This is a genomic window from Hydrogenophaga sp., assembly GCF_030651625.1.
Lineage (GTDB): Bacteria > Pseudomonadota > Gammaproteobacteria > Burkholderiales > Burkholderiaceae_C > Hydrogenophaga.
The window spans coordinates 1-17,263 of the sequence record NZ_JAUSCF010000018.1 but is presented as its reverse complement, the minus strand read 5'-3'; the positions used below and the strand labels follow the sequence as shown (position 1 = coordinate 17,263).

The following is a 17,263-nucleotide window of genomic DNA, read 5'->3' as shown; positions in this document are numbered from 1 at the left end:
CAGCAAGGGACGGCTTCGCCGGCCCAAGATGCCGTCCCCCTCCCAGCGCCCAAGGCGCGCCAAAGAGGGGAGAAGCCGCGAAGCGGCGCAGGGGGGCGTACCGAGCCTCCGGCGCGAAATGCCTCGATCCAGGGGCAGCAAGGGACGGCTTCGCCGGCCCAAGAAGCCGTCCCCCCTCCAAGCGCCACAGGCGCGCCAGAGAGGGGGGAAGCCGCGTCAGCGGCGCAGGGGGGTGTTGTCTACTCTCCGCTAACGATGCCTTCGCGGCGTGGATCGGCGCCGCCCAGCCAGATCTTTTGGCCGTTTCTTTCGGCTCGCTGAATCGCCTGCAGCCCGCTGGGCATGGGCATATCGCGCACTTCGTGGCCCCGCCTTTGCAGCGCCTGCACGGTGGCCTGTGGGAAGCGACCTGCCTCCAGTATCAAAGGTCCTCCCAGGGTGCCGAAGTTGGGCAGGTCGATGGCGGCCTGGGGGGTGAGGCCCCACTGGTACATGCCGTGCAGGGTCTTGGCTGTGAAATGGATGATGAAGGCGCCGCCGGGACTGCCTGTGCTCGCCAGCAATTCGCCACTGTCGCGGTCGAAGACCAGTGTGGGCGACATGGACGAGCGTGGCCGTTTGCCCGGTTCGACCCGGTTGGCAACGGGCCGGCCTTCGGCGTTGCGTGGCATGAAGCTGAAGTCGGTGAGCTGGTTGTTGAGCAGGAATCCGCCAGGGCGTGTCGGGTCGGTGGTGACCATGAGACGGGCGCCGAACGCCGCTTCTATCGTGGTGGTCATGGACAGCGCGTTGCCTCGGGCATCCACGATACTGATGTGGCTCGTGCCGTACTCTGGCTGAGCCGGCATGGGCGCCCAGGCACTTGTGGCAGGGCCAGGCTGGCCGTGAGTGACTGACGTGGCGGCCTTGTCGCCGATCAGCCGTGCGCGCTGGTCCAGATAGGCCGGCCCCAGCAGGCTGATCCACTGTCCACCGGGCGCGGCCACGAAGTCAGGGTCGGCCACGTATTGAGCGCGGTCGGCAAACGCCAGGCGCGAGGCTTCGGCGTAGTGGTGCAGCCAGTCGGCCGGTGGCGCGTTACCCGCCATCATCGTTCTGGCAGACGGGGTGCGCGCGAGCAGCCCCAGAATCTGGCCCACGGCTATGGCGCCGCTGCTCGGCGGTGGGAAGCCGCAGATGCGCAACGTGCGTTCGGCTGCTGCATGGTCGTGGCACAGCGCCTCCCGTGTCTTGGGCCGGTATCTCTGCAGATCGTCCAGACTCATGCGACCCGGCAGGCTGGCGTGCTGCTGCACTTTGTTCACGATGGCCTGAGCCACGGGACCTTCGTGCAGCGCCGCCGGTCCGTGTGCTCCGAGCTGGCGCAACACGTGCGCCAGCTCCGGGTTGCGAAGCACATGGCCCACGGGGTGGGGTGTGCCGTCCGCCCTATAGAAGTAGGCGTTGGCCACCGGATCCCTGCGCAAGGTGGCGTCATCTTTCAATAGCGTGTGCAGGCGCTGGCTGACTGCGAAGCCCCGTTCGGCCAGTGAAATGGCTGGTTCGAACAACCGGTCCCAAGGCAGGCGCCCATGCTCCTGGTGCACCATGGCCAGCATGGCCAGGGCACCGGGCACGCCCACGGCGCTACCGCTGTTCACCGCCACGGGAAAAGGCAGTGGCTCGCCCTGGTCATCCAGGAACAGGGTGTCGGTCGCAGCGGCCGGCGCTGTTTCCCGGCCGTCAAAGGCCTGCACGCGCTTTCCGTCGTGGTGCAGCAGAAAGGCCCCACCGCCAATGCCGCTCGACTGCGGCTCAACAAGGGTCAGCACCATCTGAACCGCGATGGCTGCGTCGACCGCGCTGCCTCCGGTTCGCAATATGTTGGCTCCCGCCTCGGCGGCCAGCGGGTTGGCGGCGGCCACCGCCTGGCGCTTGTGGACCCAGCCGGGCTTGGCCGAAATGGCCGATGCACCTTCTGGCTGTGTTGCGGTGGCGGGCTGGGAGATGAAAGGCTTGGTGCCTGCCGACCCGGCGCAAGCGGAAAGCAAACCACAGAGAGCAAATTGGAGAGCGAGGCGGATGGCCATGGGTGTTGAATATTTCATGAAAATGCGGCCGGCGAGACGGGTGGCTTTAAGGCACACACAAGCTTGACGAAGATCAGGGTGACAAGCCCCAACGGCGTCTATCGTTAATAGAAGGTATTACATATTCAGCCTGGCAGATAGGAACACAGATGTCATCTTCATTGCCTGAAACAAACCCCTCGACCGATGGCGTGACGCCCGAGAGCAGGCAGGTCCGCACGCTGCCCCAGCTCATGCAGACCATCGAGCGCCGGCGCCGCGCACCGGTCCTGAGTTTGGGCGATGCGCTGCGGCTGCTGGGTTTGATGGACGAAAAAACCCTCCAGGAACTGATCGCGGAAGATCCCACCCTGCTGCGATCGCGCTCGGTGGAACTGGTGCACCGCCTGCTGCTCACGGAAGAGGACTGGCACCGCGCGCTCGCCCGGGTGGCAGGGCTCGTGGAGATCGACGTCCTTGGATTCGAGCTTGACAGCCATGCTTTGGACATTCTGCCGCTGCGGATCGCACATGCGCATGGCGTGGTGCCTCTGGGCATGGCCAACGAGCAGTTTTTCGTGGCCTCCTGGGCACCCACCAGCGATGAGCTCTACCACCAGCTGTGTTCCCTGACCGGTCATTCGGTGGGGCTGGTCTGGGCCAGTCGCAAAGCGATCGAGCGCCGCCTGGAGGCTCTCGATCACAACCAGCATGGCGGGCATGGTCTGCAGGTGTTGCCTGCCCTGGACCTCGAGTTGTCGGGGTCTGGCAAATTGAGCCCCGTCACCACCGCGAGCCGCGCCGCCCCGGTTTCGCTGGATGAACTGGTGGTGCAGGCGATGGTGGAAGTGGGCAACGCGGCTGACGCAGAGCAACTCGCATCGGCCAGCGATTCGGCCGGCATGGTGCGGCTGGTCAATCAGGTGATCAGCGATGCCCAGCTGACACACGCCTCGGACATTCACATCGAAACCAATGCCGGTGATGCCAGGACCGCGATCCGATTCAGGCGCGACGGCGATATGGAACACCATCTCTGGGTGCCTGCGAAACTCCGCGGTCCGCTGGTTTCCCGCATCAAGATCATGGCCAAGCTCGATATCGCCGAACGCCGTCGGCCCCAGGATGGAAAGATCGATTTTTCCGAGTTCGGTGGCAAGGCGCTCGAGCTTCGTGTGGCCGTCATGCCCACGCACGATGGCCTCGAAGACGTGGTCCTGAGGCTGCTCGAATCGGCCAAGCCATTGCCCCTCTCCAAGCTGGGCCTGCAGTCGCGAGATCAGGACCTGATCTCCGGCTTTTCGCAGCGTACCTTCGGCCTGGTGCTCGCAGCAGGGCCCACCGGCTCGGGAAAAACCACCACCCTGCATTCCATGCTGGCCGAGGTCAACACCGCCGAGCGCAAGATATGGACGGCCGAAGACCCGATCGAGATCACGCAACCCGGTCTGCGACAGGTGCAGGTGAACCCCAAGATCGGGCTGACCTTTGCCAGCGCCATGCGCGGCTTCCTGCGCGCAGATCCGGACATCATCATGATCGGCGAGGTGCGCGATGCCGAAACCGCCCGCATTGCGATCGAGGCTTCATTGACAGGCCATCTGGTCCTGTCCACCCTTCACACCAACAACGCCTGCGAAAGCGTGGTGCGCTTGCTGGATCTGGGCATGGACGCGATGAACTTCGCCGACTCCCTGCTGGGCATCGTGGCGCAGCGCCTGGTGCGCGCCCTGTGCACCCGCTGTGCAAGCGATCAGCCGATGGACGAAATGGCGTGGGAGTCGCTGCTGGAGGAGTACATGGAAGGCAGCGCGATGAGTCGGGAGCAGGCCCAGACGCGCCTGCTCGAAGCGGCCGGGGCGAGTGGGTACGGCCATCTTCGAACCCGACACGCCGTGGGCTGTGAACATTGCAGTGGCAAAGGGTACAAGGGACGGATGGGCATCTATGAAATTTTGCAGAACAGCAGAGCCATCAAGAGCCTGATCCAGTCCCGCGCCCGCCCCTCGGAGCTCTTCGACACCGCTGTGGCGGAGGGCATGCGCAGCCTGCGCCACGACGCACTGGAAAAGGTGGTGCAGGGCCACATCGACCTGAAGCAGGCGCGCTCGGCCTACCGGTGACCACCCCAGCGCCTCAGAATCGCAGGCACATACGCTCCGCGCTCTTCAACGCGCAGATGGGTCTGTGATTCCTTCTGTACGCCGGTGGGGGTCGGCAGGGCGCTGTGCCAGGACTTCAGCGCCTCGACAGGTCAACAAGCAGCAGACGTGCCGTCGCCAGGTTGGTCGCGCATGGCACGTTGTGCACGTCGCAGGCCCGCACCAGCGCATTGATGTCGGGCTCGTGGGGCTGCGCCGTCATGGGATCGCGCAGGAAGATCAGCGCGTCGACCTCGCCCATCGACAGCCGCGCACCGATCTGCAGATCGCCACCCAGCGGACCGCTGAGCAGGCGCTCCACGGTCAGGCCGACTGTTTCCTGCAGACGCCCGCCGGTGGTCCCGGTGGCCATGAGGATGTGCTGCCGCAGCAGCGGCGCAAACTCGGTGGCCAGGGCCACCATGTCGTTCTTCTTTTTGTCGTGGGCGACGAGGGCGATGCGCATGATCACCTGTTGGCCCCCACGCTCCACCGCTTCGCGGGTCGCTGCCCCCCGAGGGGGCAGAACCCACCTTGGGGCGGCCCGGCAGTGGTAGGTTCATTCACCCCCACGCTCCACCGCTTCGCGGGTCGCTGCCCCCCGAGGGGGCTGAACCCACCTTGGGGCGACCCGGCAGTGGTAGGTTCATTCACCCCCACGCTCCACCGCTTCGCGGGTCGCTGCCCCCCCGAGGGGGCTGAACCCACCTTGGGGCGGCCCGGCAGTGGATTCGCTGGCACTCTGTGTCATGCCGTCTTTTCCATGGCTTTGGCCATGGTCTTGCCCAGTTCCACGCCCCACTGGTCGTAAGCGTTGATGCGCCAGATCGCTGCCTGGGTGAACACCTTGTGTTCGTACAGGGCCATCAGTGCACCCAGGCGCTGGGGATCGAGCCGGTCGAGCCAGAGGATGCTGCTGGGAATGTTGCCTTCAAAGCTGCGGTGGCCGGCCATGGCCGTGGCCTGTGCTTCGCTCAAACCGCTCTGGATCAAAAGCTGGTGCGTGTCTTCCTGGCTGCGGCCTTCGGCCATGGCCTGTGCCTGGGCACGAAGGTTGAGGTTGACCACACCGTGATGAGTGGCGGCCAGGGGCAGGGGTGTGTCTTCGCTCTGCACGCCGATGAAGTCCACCGGCACGGCGTGCCGGCCTTGGTGAATGAGCTGGAAGTAGGCATGTTGCCCGTCGATGCCCAGACCGCCCCAGACGATGGGACCGGTGTCAATGCCGGTCGCACTGCCATCGATGTGGGTGCGTTTGCCGTTGGACTCCATGTCCATCTGCTGAACAAACGGGGTGAAGCGCACCAGCCGTGAGGCGTAGGGCACGATCAGTTGCGTGGGCATCTGTAAAAAATTGCGGTTCCAGATACCGTGCAGGGCCATCTGCACTGGCAGGTTCTGTGCCAGCGGGGCGGTGCAGAAGTGTTCGTCCATTTCGCGCGCGCCAGCGAGGAAATCGCGAAAATTCTGCGGTCCGATGGCGATGGCCAGCGGCAGGCCAAGCGCCGACCAGACCGAGTAGCGCCCGCCGACCCAGTCCCAGAACAGGAAGGTGCGCTCAGCAGGGTAGCCGAGCCTGGCCGATTGCGCAGGGCTGGCCGTGATGGCGACCAGGTGCTTGCTCAACTGGTCGGCAGGGCAGCCGCTGTCGGTGAGCCAGCGCTGGGCACTGGCGGCGTTGGTAAGGGTTTCCTGTGTGGTGAAGGTCTTGCTCGACACCACCAGCAGGGTTCGCCCGGCATCCAGTCCGCGCAGCGCGCTCCAAAGTGCCCAGGCGTCGGGGTTGGAAACGTAGTGCACACGAATGCCTGGAACTGCAGGGTCGGCCAGATGCGCGAGCGCGTCGGATGCCATGCGCGGCCCCAGGTCGGACCCGCCGATACCGATGTTGACCACGTCGGTGATGGTGTCGCCGGCATAACCTTTCACAGAGCCTGCTGAAAGGGCTTCGGCGAACTCGCACACGCGGGCCAGTTCGCGCTGGACATCGGTCTGCACCTCGCTACCCCAGGGGCCGGTGTGCATCGGGTCGCCACGCAAGGCCACGTGCAGCACCGGGCGGTCTTCGGTGAGGTTGATGGCATCGCCCCGGAACATGGCGTCGCGCTGGGCGCCCACTTGCGCCTGTTCGGCCAGGTCGACCAGGGCGGCTTCGATTGCCGGGGACACGCGCTGCCGGCTGGCGTCCAGCGTGATGCCGGCGACTGTGTGGGTCATGCGTTGGGCGCGCAGACTGTCTGTGTGCAACACCTTGCGCAAGTGAGGTTGCGGGGCGTTGGCCAGCAAGGCCAGTTGGGACCAGGCGGGAAGGTTGAGCGGCGAGGTGTGCAGGTCGGTCATGAATGAGCGTGGGGCTGGGTTGCGCCCTGTACCGGTCAGAGGGCGGGTTGGGCAGTTGAATTCACAAGCTTCCATCTTTGCACAGGCGCTGCCTGCGCAAATGCATGTCCGGAGCAGATTGTCCCAGGTGAAGGGTATGAACCCGGTTCAAAAGCGTCACAGACCGTTGGCCAGTGCGGTGGCTTCGCGTGCCAGTCGCGTGATGAGCGCCCAGTCGCCACGGGCGAGTGCGTCGGCCGGGGTGAGCCAGCTGCCGCCGGCCATGGCCACGTTGGGCAGTTTCAGAAAGTCCTTCAGGTTCTCCGGGCTCACGCCGCCGGTTGGGCAGAACTTCACATCGGGAATGGGTGCACCCAGTGCCTTGAGCATGCCCAGGCCACCTGCCTGCTGGGCCGGGAACAGCTTCATGAGGCTGAAGCCCTGCTCGCGCCGGTGCATCACTTCGCCGGGCGTCATCACGCCTGGGATGAAAGGCAGCCTGGCAGTCTTGACGGTCTCGACCAGTGCGTCGGAGGCGCCGGGCGAGAGGGCGAAGGTGGCACCAGCGTCGATGACCTGCTGCACCTCGGTGACGCGGGTCACGGTGCCAGCGCCGGTGTGCATTTGCGGCACGGCCTTGGCCACGGCTTCGATGGCCGCGAGTGCGGCACCGGAACGCAAGGTGATCTCCATCACGTCGATACCGCCTTCGAGCAGGGCATTGGCCAAGGGCACGGCATGGGCCGGGTCGGTCAGCACGATGACGGGCACGACGCGGGAAGTGAAGGAGGGGCGGGTGAAGCAGGTGGTGGTCATGGTGCTTTGGTGTTCTGTATCGCAGACGGACTCGCGTGGAGAAAGCGCGCGGAGTGATCAGCCCAGCAGCGGCGAGGCACCCGATTCCGCGGTGCTCGCGTGCGCGCGGAACAGACCAAACAGCTCACGGCCGGTGCCATGGGCGTTGTGGGTGAGATCGGGGTGGGTCACGCTGCGTGCGGCCAGGGTGGCAGCGTCCACCTCCAGCTCCAGCACGCCGCGCTCGCAATCCAGTGTGATCCAGTCGCCGTCCTGCACCTTGGCAATCGGGCCGTCGGCCAACGCTTCCGGGCTCAGGTGGATGGCGGCGGGCACCTTGCCCGAGGCGCCAGACATGCGGCCGTCGGTGACCAGCGCCACCCTGAAGCCTTTGTCCTGCAGCACGGCCAGCGGTGGCGTGAGCTTGTGCAGTTCTGGCATGCCGTTGGCGCGCGGTCCCTGGTAGCGCACCACGGCGATCAGGTCTTTGTCCAGTTGCCCGGCGTTGAACAGGGCCAGCAGGTCCTGCTGGTCGCTCACCACCACGGCCTGGGCGCGAACCACCCGGTGCTCGGGCTTCACGGCCGACACCTTGACCACGCTGCGACCAAGGTTGCCCTTGAGCAGGCGCAGGCCGCCGTCGACACTGAAGGGGTCGCTCACCGGACGCAGCACGCTGTTGTCGCCGCTCTGCGCAGGCACCGGGCGCCAGGCCAGCTTTTCGCCATCCAGCCAGGGCTCATGGGTGTAGGCCTGGAGGCCGGCACCCATCACGGTCATCACGTTGCCGTGCAGCAGGCCATTGTCCAGCAGTTCCTGCATGAGGAAACCCATGCCGCCGGCGGCGTGGAAGTGGTTCACGTCGGCGCTGCCGTTGGGGTAGACGCGGGCCAGAAGGGGCACCACATGCGAGAGTTCGGCGAAGTCGTCCCAGTCGATCAGCACGCCCGCTGCGCGCGCCATGGCCACCAGATGCAGGGTGTGATTGGTGGAACCGCCGGTGGCCAACAGGCCGATGATGCCGTTGACGATGGTGTTGACGCTCAGTATGTCGGCGAGACAGATCGCAGAGGCATCTGCCGAACCAGCGTGGCGCCCGGTGTTGGTCACGGCGCGCTGCATGGCGGCCTGGGTGAGGGCGTCACGCAGCGGGGTGCCCGGGTTCACGAAGGATGCGCCGGGCAGGTGCAGACCCATGATCTCCATCAGCATCTGGTTGCTGTTGGCGGTGCCATAAAAGGTGCAGGTACCGGGACTGTGGTAGGCCTGGGCTTCGGATTCGAGCAGCGCATCGCGGTCCACCAGACCCTGGGCGTACTGCTGGCGCACCTTGGCCTTGGCGTCGTTCGACAGGCCGCTGGTCATGGGCCCGGCGGGCACGAACACTGCGCTCAAATGACCAAACTGCGCCGCACCCATGAAAAGGCCGGGCACGATCTTGTCGCAGATACCGAGGAACAGTGCCGCGTCGAAGACGTTGTGCGACAGTGCCACCGCCGTGGACAGCGCGATCACGTCGCGAGAGAACAGCGAGAGCTCCATGCCCGCAGCACCCTGGGTCACGCCGTCGCACATGGCGGGCACGCCGCCGGCCACCTGTGTGGTGACACCCAGTGCGTGGGCGTGCTGGCGCAGTTGCTCAGGGTATTGCTCGTAGGGTTGGTGGGCCGAGAGCATGTCGTTGTACGCAGTGACTATGCCCACGTGCGGCGCACGTTCGGCATGGATCTTGAGCTTGTCGTTGGCGGGCAGTGCGGCGGTGGTGTGGGCCATGTTGGCACAGCCCATGCCGCTGCGTTGCGTGCCGGATTTGCGTTGTGCCTTTACGCTGGCCAGGTACGTGGCGCGGGTGGTGGCGCTGCGTTCTTCGATGCGCCGGGTCACACGTTCGATGGCGGGGTTGATCTGTGACATCTTGGTCCCTCAGGGAGTTTGTTCAGAAATACCGCGGAACTGGCTTTGCCAGGCCGCAGGTGTTGCCCCCGTGTGGGGGGTGCGGCTGCGCGCCGCGAGCAATTGACCGGGGTGGTCATGTCATCCAGACGCTCAAGGGGGTCTGGGTCTGGTTGATCACCAGCGAGATCGGGTGTGCTTCGTCCGCTTTTTGGGCGGCTCGGCGGTAGACGGCGAGTTTGTTCTCGCCAGCGATGGAGAGCAACAGTTCACGTGCGGCCAGCAGGCTGGGCAGGGTGAGCGTGAGGCGTGCGTGGGGTGCGGTTCTGGGTGCGACCCAGGCCAGCCGCTCGGAGGATTGCAGGGCGTGGGCAACGCCCGGTGCGCCTGGAAACAGCGAGGCGGTGTGCGCGTCTTCGCCCATGCCGAGCACCGCCACGTCCAGCGGCCAGGGCAGGTGGGCGATGCGCTCGTTGGCATGAGCGGCAAGGGCGTCAAGCACCTGTTCTGTCAGCGCCGCCGGCAGTTCGCGGAAGAAGGGGATAAAGCGGGCCGCCGCCGCCGCGCCCTGCAGCAGGTGGCGGGCAACCAGGGCGGTGTTGCTGTCGGCGTGGTCGCGCGGGACAACGCGCTCATCGACCAGGATCACGCTGACCTTGGCCCAGTCCAGGTCTTGTTCGCGCAGCGCTTCGAACATGGGGATGGGGGACTTGCCGCCCGAGACCGCGAGGCTGGCCTGACCGCGCGCGGCGATGGCAGAGCGCAGAGCAGCAGCGATGTGTGCTGCGATGGCTTGGGGGGTGGCGTTGGGGTGTTCAGTCAACTGTGGGGTGCTCATGTGGGGTTTCTGCTTTTTGAGGTGCGGGCAAGCGGGCAGCCCCTCACCCCAGCCCTCTCCCCAAAGGGGCGAGGGCGCAACAGCCGGAGTGGCGATGGAGCAAGCAACCGCCCATCGCGCCGGCCTGTCTTGCACCCTCGCCCCTTTGGGGAGAGGGTTGGGGTGAGGGACACAGTCGGAGCATGCTCAAGACTCTTCCACCCACGCAGAGCCTTCTCTGGCCATCAAGGCCGATGAAGCGGCTGGACCCCAGGTGCCGGCCGTGTATGCCTTGGGCTTCTCATTGAGCTGTTTCCATCCGTCCAGAATCGGTTCGACCCAGGTCCAGGCCGCTTCGAGTTCGTCGCGCCGCATGAAGTGTGTGAGCCGGCCCTTGATCACGTCCATCAGCAGGCGCTCGTAGGCTTCGGCACGCCGTTCGGAAAAGGCCAGCTCGAGGTCCAGGTTCAGATTCACCGGACGCAGCCGCATGCCGCTGCCGGGCTCCTTGGCCATCATCTGCAGCTGCACATGTTCTTCGGGCTGCAGGCGGATCATCAGGCGGTTGACCGGCTGACGCGGTGCGTCCGGGAAGATGGTGTAGGGCAGATCGGCGAACTCGATGACGATCTCGCTGCGCCGCTCTGCCATGCGTTTGCCGGTGCGCAGGAGGATGGGTACATTGGCCCAGCGCCAGTTGTTGATGTGGGCCCGCAGGGCCACAAAGGTTTCGGTGGTGCTGTCTGGCGGGATGTTGTCTTCCTGCAGGTAGCCCCGGGCCTTGTCGCCACCGGAGGCGCCGGCGCTGTACTGGCCGCGCACCGTGTCACGCGCCACGTGCGCCACGGTCATGGGGCGCAGCGAACGCAGAACCTTCAGCTTTTCATCGCGCACCGCATCCGGGTCCAGCGACACGGGGGGCTCCATGGCCACGATGCACAGCAGTTGCAGCAGGTGGTTCTGCACCATGTCGCGCAGCGCGCCGGTGCTGTCGTAAAAGCCTGCGCGGCTGCCCACCCCCACCGATTCGGCCACCGTGATCTGCACACTCTTGATATAGGGACTGCGCCACAGAGGCTCAAAAATGGTATTGCCAAAGCGCAGCACCATGAGGTTCTGCACCGTTTCTTTTCCCAGGTAGTGGTCGATGCGAAAGATTTGTGACTCAAGAAAATGGCGGCCGACCGAGTCGTTGATTTCTTTTGCGGAGGCCAGGTCATGGCCCAGCGGCTTCTCCAGCACCACGCGCGAGCGCACATCAATGAGCGATGCGCCTGCCAGGTGCTCGCAGATGGTGGTGAACAGACTGGGCGCCGTAGCCAGGTAGTAAACGCGGTCAGAACCCGCCTGCAGGGCTTCACCCAGCGAGGTGAAGTCGCCGGCCCGCGTGGCATCCAGGCTCACGTAGTTCAGTCTTTGTAGAAAGCCTTGCCAGGTGGTCTCGGTGCGCGCCGTGGCGTCGATGAAGCCAGGCACCTTGTCTTCGATGAAGGCCAGAAAGGCGGTGCGGTCCCAGGGTTGCCGACCCAGTGCATGAATGCGCGTCTGCGCCGGCAGGTTGTTGTGCAGGTGGGCCATGTACAACGCGGGCAACAGCTTGCGCACGGAAAGATCGCCTGCTCCGCCGAAGATCACCAGGTCGAGGGGCAGGGTGGAAGGCGCTGGGGCAGTGGAGGGCGTCATGTCTCAGAATGAGTTACTGGAAATCGAAAGTTTAATGTAATCAAGTTACATGCGGGTTTCAATTTGCAAGACCTGTTGGACTTGACCGGCAGGGCCCACGCATTCGAGCTGCTGAAATTTTGCCGATCAGTCGCTGTATCGGATCCTGGCCCTCTGAAGTGCGTCAATACCGGTCCGTGTCCTGATCCAGATGCCGGTGAAGTGGCTTGGCGCGGTGCCGTGACGCGGGTCAGGCCGGTGTCTGTGACGCCAGAAGGCCTTCTGACGTGAGGTGGAGCACGCGATGTGCCCGCGCAGCCGCAGCCTCCGAATGCGTCACCAGAATCAACGCGGCGCCGCTGTCCTGCGCCTGTTGCTGCAGCACGCTCATCACCTGCCGGGCGGTGGAGGGGTCGAGGTTGCCGGTGGGCTCGTCGGCCAGCAGCAGGCTGGGGCGATGCACCAGGGCGCGGGCGATCGCCACGCGCTGCAGCTGACCGCCCGATAGCTGAGCCGGCAGACGTTCGCCGAGTCCGCCGAGCCCCACCGCCTCGAGCATCTGCGCCACGCGCGCTGGGTCCGGTCGCGTGAGCAGAAGCAATGGGAGACCCACGTTCTGCGCCACGTCCAGGTGCGGCAACACGTGAAACGCCTGGAAAACGAAGCCGAGCTGTTCGCGTCGCCAGTGGGCACGTTGGGTTTCGGTGAGTCCACCGAGGTCGAGGCCGTTGTGGGTGATCGTGCCATCGCTCCAGTCGTCCAGCGCGGCCAGGCAGTTGAGCAGGCTGGATTTGCCCACACCCGATTCGCCGACGATGGCAATGAATTCGCCTGGCTCCACCCGCAAGTTGACGCGGCTGAAAACCGGGGTGTCGCCGTAGCGTTTGTGCAGGTTCTGCACCAGCAGGCTGGGTTGTGTCATGCCTTGTGCCCCCAGAGCAGGAACACCACGAGCAGCACCACCCACCACGCCAGGTGGCCCAGTGCGCAAGGGGAGCGGAAGGCAGGTGGCAGACGTTGGAGGAAACGTTTCGGCATGGTATGGATTGACCTATCCGCAGGACGGGGCCGGCGCACCGAGCAGCGCCTGCACCGATTGCAGCACGCGCGCCAGCGCGTCCGGCGCGTCGCAGGGAATGACCTGGCGTTCGGGCATGGAGCGCAGCCACGTGAGCTGGCGTTTGGCCAGCTGGCGCGTCGCAAAAATGCCGCGATCGCGCAACTCGGCAAGCTGTGCATCGGACAGTTGATCGCCAGCAGCATCCAGCGCTTCCCAGACCTGCCGATAGCCCACGCAGCGCATGGAAGGCAGGTCGGGGTGCAGGTCGCCGCGTGCGCGCAAACGGCGCACCTCGTCAACAAACCCACTGGCCAGCATGGCGTCAAAGCGCTGTGCAATGCGTGCGTGCAGCCAGGCGCGGTCTTCGGGCTCCAGCGACAGCAGGTGCGCCGGTGGCATCGGGCCCGCCCGCGCCGCACCCCCGGTCTGGAAAGATGAAATGGGCTGGCCCGAGACCTCGAACACTTCCAGTGCGCGCTGGATGCGTTGTGAGTCGTTGGGAAACAGCCGCGCAGCGGTGGCCGGGTCGACCTTTGCCAGTTCGGCATGCAACGCAGGCCAGCCCAGCGCCTGGGCACGCGCATCAATGCGGGTCCGCACCTCAGCATCGGCGCGTGGCATGTCGTCCAGCCCGTGCATCAGTGCCTTGAAATACAGCATGGTGCCGCCCACCAGCAACGGGGTGCGGCCGCGTGCCTGGATCTCACCAACGAGCCGGGTGGTGTCGCGCACGAAGTCGGCCGCGCTGTAGGCCTGAAGCGGATCGGTGATGTCGATCAGGTGGTGTGGTACGAGTGCGCGTTCCTGCGGGGAAGGTTTGGCGGTGCCGATGTCCATGCCACGAAACACCAGGGCCGAGTCGACGCTGATGATCTCCACCGGCCAGCGCTGCGCAATGGCCATGGAGGCGGCGCTCTTGCCGCTGGCGGTGGGGCCGGCGAGTCCAAGCACGCTGCATGCCGGCCTCGCCTGGTGCGACACGGCCAAGGGGGCAGCACCTGCGCCCCGCCGAGCCGGGTTCGCAGAAACCGCTGGATCAGGCGGGTCGCTCGATGTCATGGGGTTGAGCCGGCATGGAGGCGAACTGGAGGCGCCTTTGGCTCACCGTACCTTTGCACCAGTGTCCATGCAAAGAACGCGATCATCACGCTCCAGAACCACAGGCCGTTGGTCAGCGGCAGCACTGTGCCGCCGCCTTCTGCCACACTGGCCAGGCTACGGCCCAGCCAGCCGCCCATGAAGAAGGCCGCGACCATCATCAGGAAACCGCTCAGCGCCGATGCAGCCCCCGCAGCCTGGGGGAACGGGCCGACCGCGCCGCTCTGTCCACAAGGCTGATGCACCCCGTGGGCCAGCATGAACAGGTAGAACGGCAGCATGATGGCGACCATGTTCTGAATGCCTGCCAGGGCCAGCCCTCCCATGAGCGTTCCGGCTGTGAGCGTGCAGACGCCAGCCAGCGCCACGGTGCGCCGTACACCAAGCAGCGGCAGCAACCGGCGGCAGATGAAGGTGCCCACGATGTAGCTCAGGGACATGCTGAACATCACGATCCCGAAAGCCGGCTTCGACAGGCCGAGCACCTGGATGAACACGAACGGCGATGCGGCCAGGAAGGTGAACAGGCCCGTGTAAGACGCGGTCGACAGCAGCGTGTAAGCCCAGAACGTGGGATGTTGCACGATCTGCCACCAGGTGCGCACCAGCGTGACCGGCTGCAAGGCCTGGGGGTTCTTGTGCTTCAGGGTTTCTTCAAAGCGCAGGGCCAGCACGAGCAGCGTGCCGGCACCGAACACCGCCACGGCCAGCAAGGCCATGCGCCAGCCCAGGTACTCCGATATGAGCCCGCCCATTGGTGCGCTGGCGCAGGCAATCACGCCCAGGCCGGTCAACCCTTTGGACATGACGCGGGCGCCTTCCACCGGGGTGTACAGGTCGCGCACGATGGCGCGCGCACACATCACGCCCGCGCCCATGGCCACACCCTGCAGCGTGCGCCACAGCACCAGTTGTTCCATGGAAGCCGAAAACGTGCTGCCCACCGAGGCGATCACGTAAAGCGACATGCCCACCAGCAGCACGGGGCGACGCCCGAACCGGTCAGACACAGGCCCCCACACCATTTGCGACATGCCGAAAGCCAGCAGCAGCGCGGTCAGCGTCAACTGGGCCTGTGACATGGGCGCGCCAAAGCCCTGCGTGAGGGCGGGCAGGGCGGGGAGGTAGAGGTCGGTGGTGACAGGCTGCAGACCGAGCAGCAGCGAAAGCACGAGCACGATCAGGCCCGGCGACATCGGCGATGGAGAGGCAACGGACATCCGGTCGAGGGTAGCAGATGCCGCCCCGGCATACCCGTCCCTGGGGGCCACCCGCCGGGCCTCTGTGGCGGCCTCAGCGCAACGCGGTGTGATCGCTGAAGTCCTGCCAACCAAACAGGCTGGCCAGCGCCTCCCGGTACTGCGTCTGCCCCACCGAGTTCGTGTTGTGGTGGGAGCCCCCCTCGACCAGTACAAAAGCCTTCGGTCCGCTGGCGGCCTCATACAGACGCCGACCCAGTTCGGGCTGAATCAGCCGGTCGTTGCCGCCGTGCACGACAAGGAAGGGGGAGCCAATGTCGGGCACGCGGCGCACCGCCTCGAAGCGCTGGGTGATCAGCAGCGAGAACGGCAGCCAGCCCCACTTGGTGGTGCCGACCACATCGGCAATCGAAGTGAAGGTGCCTTCCACCAGCGTGCCGGACTCGTCGTCGACCCGGGCCGCCAGCTCGATGGCGATGGCGCCGCCGAGGGAATGCCCGAAGATGTAGCGAGGCCGCTCGGGATGCTGCTGCCCCAGCCATTCCCAGGCCGCCTGTGCGTCTTCCACCGCCATGGACTCCGAGGGCAACTGGTTGGTGCTCTTGCCAAATCCCCGGTAGTCGATCGCCAGCACCGAGAAGCCAAGCTCCTCCATGCGCCGCACCCGGAAAGCCGACCCGGTCACATTGAAACGCGCGCCATGCAGGTACAGCAGGATCGGCGCATCCGGCCGGGCGTCGAAGTTGGCGTTTTTCGTCCAGAGCCCGTGCAACTGGACGGGTTGGCCGGATTCCTTCGAAACGAAGTCGATCCAGACGTCGGTCATGCCTTCGGCCGCAAGCGTGCCGCCGTGCCAGCTGCGGTCTGATGGCTGAAAAATCCACTGCCGCTGCTTTTCGTCCAGCGTCGCGCAACCCGCGAGCAGGGCAAGGGTGGCCAGCAAGGCAGCAATCAGTCGTTTCATGGGTGAGATGGAGGCGGGCGCAGGGGTGAAAGTTCAGTTCAGAATGACAGGTTCCGTAGCGCAGCGGCCGTTTGCCGCATTCATGAAGGCTTGATGATGACCGACAGCGTTTTTACCCGCATCCTTCGGCGCGAAATCCCCGCCGCCATCGTGTTTGAAGACGATCAGGTGATCGCCTTCATGGACGCCGGCCAGGTCAACCCCGGCCATGTGCTGGTGGCCACCAAACGCCAGGTGGAAACGGTGATGGAGCTGGAAGAGGCCGAAGCCGCCCACCTGTTCGCCGTGGCCACCCGCATCGCCAAAGCGGTGCAAGCCGAATTCCAGCCCAGCGGCCTGACCTTGCTGCAGACCAACAAACCCGACGGCTGGCAGACCGTGCCCCATGTGCACGTGCATGTGCTGCCGAGGCATGCCGATGATGGCGTCGGGCTTGTCTGGCCTCGCAAGGACCCGCCTTTGGGCGAATTGCAGGCGCTGGCTGAGCGCATCCACATTTGACTGGCGGGCGTGCGGCGCAGTGGAGTGTGAACCGCATCGACTCAGTGCCCCTTACTGCCAATGGCGAGGGGTGTGTGGCGCTCATTTGCTGCTTTCTCCTGAAGCTTGGTTTGGCCGGGTCTCGGCCCGGCGGCCGACCTACCTTTCTTTGCTTCGCCAAAGGCGCGTACCGCGCGGGGTTTGCTCACTTTGCGCAGCAAAGTTACGCAAACACCAAACGTAGGCCAAAGAAAGGTGAGCCGGATGCGCCGTCCCTTCGCTGCGCTACGGGCGCACTGCGTTGCTCGGGCCGGGCGGGGTCTGCGCAAACTTGGCCGCTTCGCGGCCTTCGGACCTGCGCAGCCCTGATCCGCCCGGCCCTGTGCTACTCGCCAGCGCATGACGCCGGAAAGCGGGGTCGGGATCGGACTGCCGCTTGGTGAGCGTGGCTTCGCTCCTTCCAGCGCCTGGTGAAAGAGAGCGACAAGCAGCTGCGAGAGCGCTCCCGGAGTGAGAACCGCACCGAACGAGATGGCTTCATCCAGGGGCACCGAAGACCCGGCTCCGCCGGTCCAAGGTGCCGTCCCCCCTCCAAGCCGAAGGCGCCAGAGAGGGGGGAAGCCGCAAAGCGGCGCAGGGGGGTGGTCTCTAGATGATGCCTTGCGCCAGCATGGCATCCGCCACTTTCACAAACCCTGCAATGTTGGCGCCATCCACATAGCTGACCGTGCCGTCTGCTCGGCGTCCGTGTACCAGGCAGGCTTCATGGATGCCCACCATGATGCTG

At 65.5% G+C, this 17,263-nt stretch carries 13 protein-coding genes and 1 pseudogene; 2 read left to right on the top strand and 12 right to left on the bottom strand.

Translation table 11 applies throughout. The annotated features are described in order from the left end of the window. Window positions 1-239: 239 nt before the first annotated feature. Window positions 240-2,069, bottom strand: a complete 1,830-nt coding sequence (locus Q7V46_RS06740) for a gamma-glutamyltransferase family protein (protein WP_304912756.1) — start codon at window positions 2,067-2,069, stop codon at window positions 240-242. Window positions 2,070-2,218: 149 nt separating this feature from the next. Here Q7V46_RS06740 and Q7V46_RS06735 point away from each other — a divergent pair, with 149 nt between their 5' ends. Further along, window positions 2,219-4,171 carry a GspE/PulE family protein gene (locus Q7V46_RS06735; protein ID WP_304912755.1) on the top strand — a complete coding sequence of 651 codons (1,953 nt, stop codon included), beginning with the start codon at window positions 2,219-2,221 and terminating at the stop codon, window positions 4,169-4,171. A 115-nt stretch (window positions 4,172-4,286) separates the two neighbouring features. Here the strand turns inward: Q7V46_RS06735 and Q7V46_RS06730 are convergent, their stop codons facing one another. The 10 genes from Q7V46_RS06730 to Q7V46_RS06685 form a co-directional block, all read right to left on the bottom strand. Further along, window positions 4,287-4,655, bottom strand: coding sequence for a methylglyoxal synthase (locus Q7V46_RS06730; protein WP_304912754.1), 369 nt, complete (start codon window positions 4,653-4,655; stop codon window positions 4,287-4,289). Between the two features lie 281 nt (window positions 4,656-4,936). Then, window positions 4,937-6,529, bottom strand: coding sequence for a glucose-6-phosphate isomerase (gene pgi / locus Q7V46_RS06725; RefSeq protein ID WP_304912753.1), 1,593 nt, complete (start codon window positions 6,527-6,529; stop codon window positions 4,937-4,939). Between the two features lie 156 nt (window positions 6,530-6,685). After that, window positions 6,686-7,324 (bottom strand): bifunctional 4-hydroxy-2-oxoglutarate aldolase/2-dehydro-3-deoxy-phosphogluconate aldolase, encoded by a 639-nt coding sequence (gene eda, locus Q7V46_RS06720; RefSeq protein ID WP_304912752.1) that lies wholly within the window; start codon window positions 7,322-7,324, stop codon window positions 6,686-6,688. Window positions 7,325-7,381: 57 nt separating this feature from the next. Further along, on the bottom strand, window positions 7,382-9,217 hold the full coding sequence (edd, locus tag Q7V46_RS06715) for a phosphogluconate dehydratase (protein ID WP_304912751.1): 1,836 nt from the start codon (window positions 9,215-9,217) through the stop codon (window positions 7,382-7,384). Window positions 9,218-9,332: 115 nt separating this feature from the next. Beyond that, window positions 9,333-10,034, bottom strand: a complete 702-nt coding sequence (pgl, locus tag Q7V46_RS06710; RefSeq protein ID WP_304912750.1) for a 6-phosphogluconolactonase — start codon at window positions 10,032-10,034, stop codon at window positions 9,333-9,335. Window positions 10,035-10,220: 186 nt separating this feature from the next. Continuing rightward, window positions 10,221-11,696, bottom strand: coding sequence for a glucose-6-phosphate dehydrogenase (gene zwf / locus Q7V46_RS06705; protein WP_304912749.1), 1,476 nt, complete (start codon window positions 11,694-11,696; stop codon window positions 10,221-10,223). Window positions 11,697-11,925: 229 nt separating this feature from the next. Beyond that, window positions 11,926-12,597 (bottom strand): ABC transporter ATP-binding protein, encoded by a 672-nt coding sequence (locus Q7V46_RS06700; RefSeq protein ID WP_304912748.1) that lies wholly within the window; start codon window positions 12,595-12,597, stop codon window positions 11,926-11,928. A 129-nt stretch (window positions 12,598-12,726) separates the two neighbouring features. After that, the gene (gene miaA, locus Q7V46_RS06695) at window positions 12,727-13,794 is read right to left on the bottom strand and encodes a tRNA (adenosine(37)-N6)-dimethylallyltransferase MiaA (RefSeq protein WP_370690294.1); all 1,068 of its coding nucleotides are present in this window, start codon (window positions 13,792-13,794) and stop codon (window positions 12,727-12,729) included. Beyond that, window positions 13,791-15,053, bottom strand: a complete 1,263-nt coding sequence (locus Q7V46_RS06690) for a Bcr/CflA family efflux MFS transporter (RefSeq protein ID WP_304912747.1) — start codon at window positions 15,051-15,053, stop codon at window positions 13,791-13,793. The genes miaA and Q7V46_RS06690 overlap by 4 nt, the downstream gene beginning before the upstream one ends. 73 nt (window positions 15,054-15,126) lie before the next feature. Further along, on the bottom strand, window positions 15,127-15,996 hold the full coding sequence (locus tag Q7V46_RS06685) for an alpha/beta hydrolase (protein ID WP_304912746.1): 870 nt from the start codon (window positions 15,994-15,996) through the stop codon (window positions 15,127-15,129). A gap of 96 nt (window positions 15,997-16,092) precedes the next feature. On the opposite strand from Q7V46_RS06685, the gene Q7V46_RS06680 reads away from it, so the two are divergent. Beyond that, window positions 16,093-16,497, top strand: coding sequence for an HIT family protein (locus tag Q7V46_RS06680; RefSeq protein ID WP_304912745.1), 405 nt, complete (start codon window positions 16,093-16,095; stop codon window positions 16,495-16,497). A gap of 627 nt (window positions 16,498-17,124) precedes the next feature. Here Q7V46_RS06680 and Q7V46_RS06675 read toward each other — a convergent pair. Beyond that, window positions 17,125-17,263, bottom strand: a pseudogene (locus Q7V46_RS06675) (glutamate dehydrogenase); the annotation flags it as partial.

Bases quoted from the DNA above. Each gene is read 5' to 3' on its own strand.
- eda (WP_304912752.1), bottom strand. From the start codon at position 7,324: ATGACCACCACCTGCTTCACCCGCCCCTCCTTCACTTCCCGCGTCGTG.
- Q7V46_RS06735 (WP_304912755.1), top strand. From the start codon at position 2,219: ATGTCATCTTCATTGCCTGAAACAAACCCCTCGACCGATGGCGTGACG.
- miaA (WP_370690294.1), bottom strand. From the start codon at position 13,794: ATGACATCGAGCGACCCGCCTGATCCAGCGGTTTCTGCGAACCCGGCT.
- Q7V46_RS06740 (WP_304912756.1), bottom strand. From the start codon at position 2,069: ATGGCCATCCGCCTCGCTCTCCAATTTGCTCTCTGTGGTTTGCTTTCC.
- Q7V46_RS06700 (WP_304912748.1), bottom strand. From the start codon at position 12,597: ATGACACAACCCAGCCTGCTGGTGCAGAACCTGCACAAACGCTACGGC.
- Q7V46_RS06730 (WP_304912754.1), bottom strand. From the start codon at position 4,655: ATGCGCATCGCCCTCGTCGCCCACGACAAAAAGAAGAACGACATGGTG.
- Q7V46_RS06690 (WP_304912747.1), bottom strand. From the start codon at position 15,053: ATGTCCGTTGCCTCTCCATCGCCGATGTCGCCGGGCCTGATCGTGCTC.
- edd (WP_304912751.1), bottom strand. From the start codon at position 9,217: ATGTCACAGATCAACCCCGCCATCGAACGTGTGACCCGGCGCATCGAA.
- pgl (WP_304912750.1), bottom strand. From the start codon at position 10,034: ATGAGCACCCCACAGTTGACTGAACACCCCAACGCCACCCCCCAAGCC.
- pgi (WP_304912753.1), bottom strand. From the start codon at position 6,529: ATGACCGACCTGCACACCTCGCCGCTCAACCTTCCCGCCTGGTCCCAA.
- zwf (WP_304912749.1), bottom strand. From the start codon at position 11,696: ATGACGCCCTCCACTGCCCCAGCGCCTTCCACCCTGCCCCTCGACCTG.
- Q7V46_RS06680 (WP_304912745.1), top strand. From the start codon at position 16,093: ATGACCGACAGCGTTTTTACCCGCATCCTTCGGCGCGAAATCCCCGCC.
- Q7V46_RS06685 (WP_304912746.1), bottom strand. From the start codon at position 15,996: ATGAAACGACTGATTGCTGCCTTGCTGGCCACCCTTGCCCTGCTCGCG.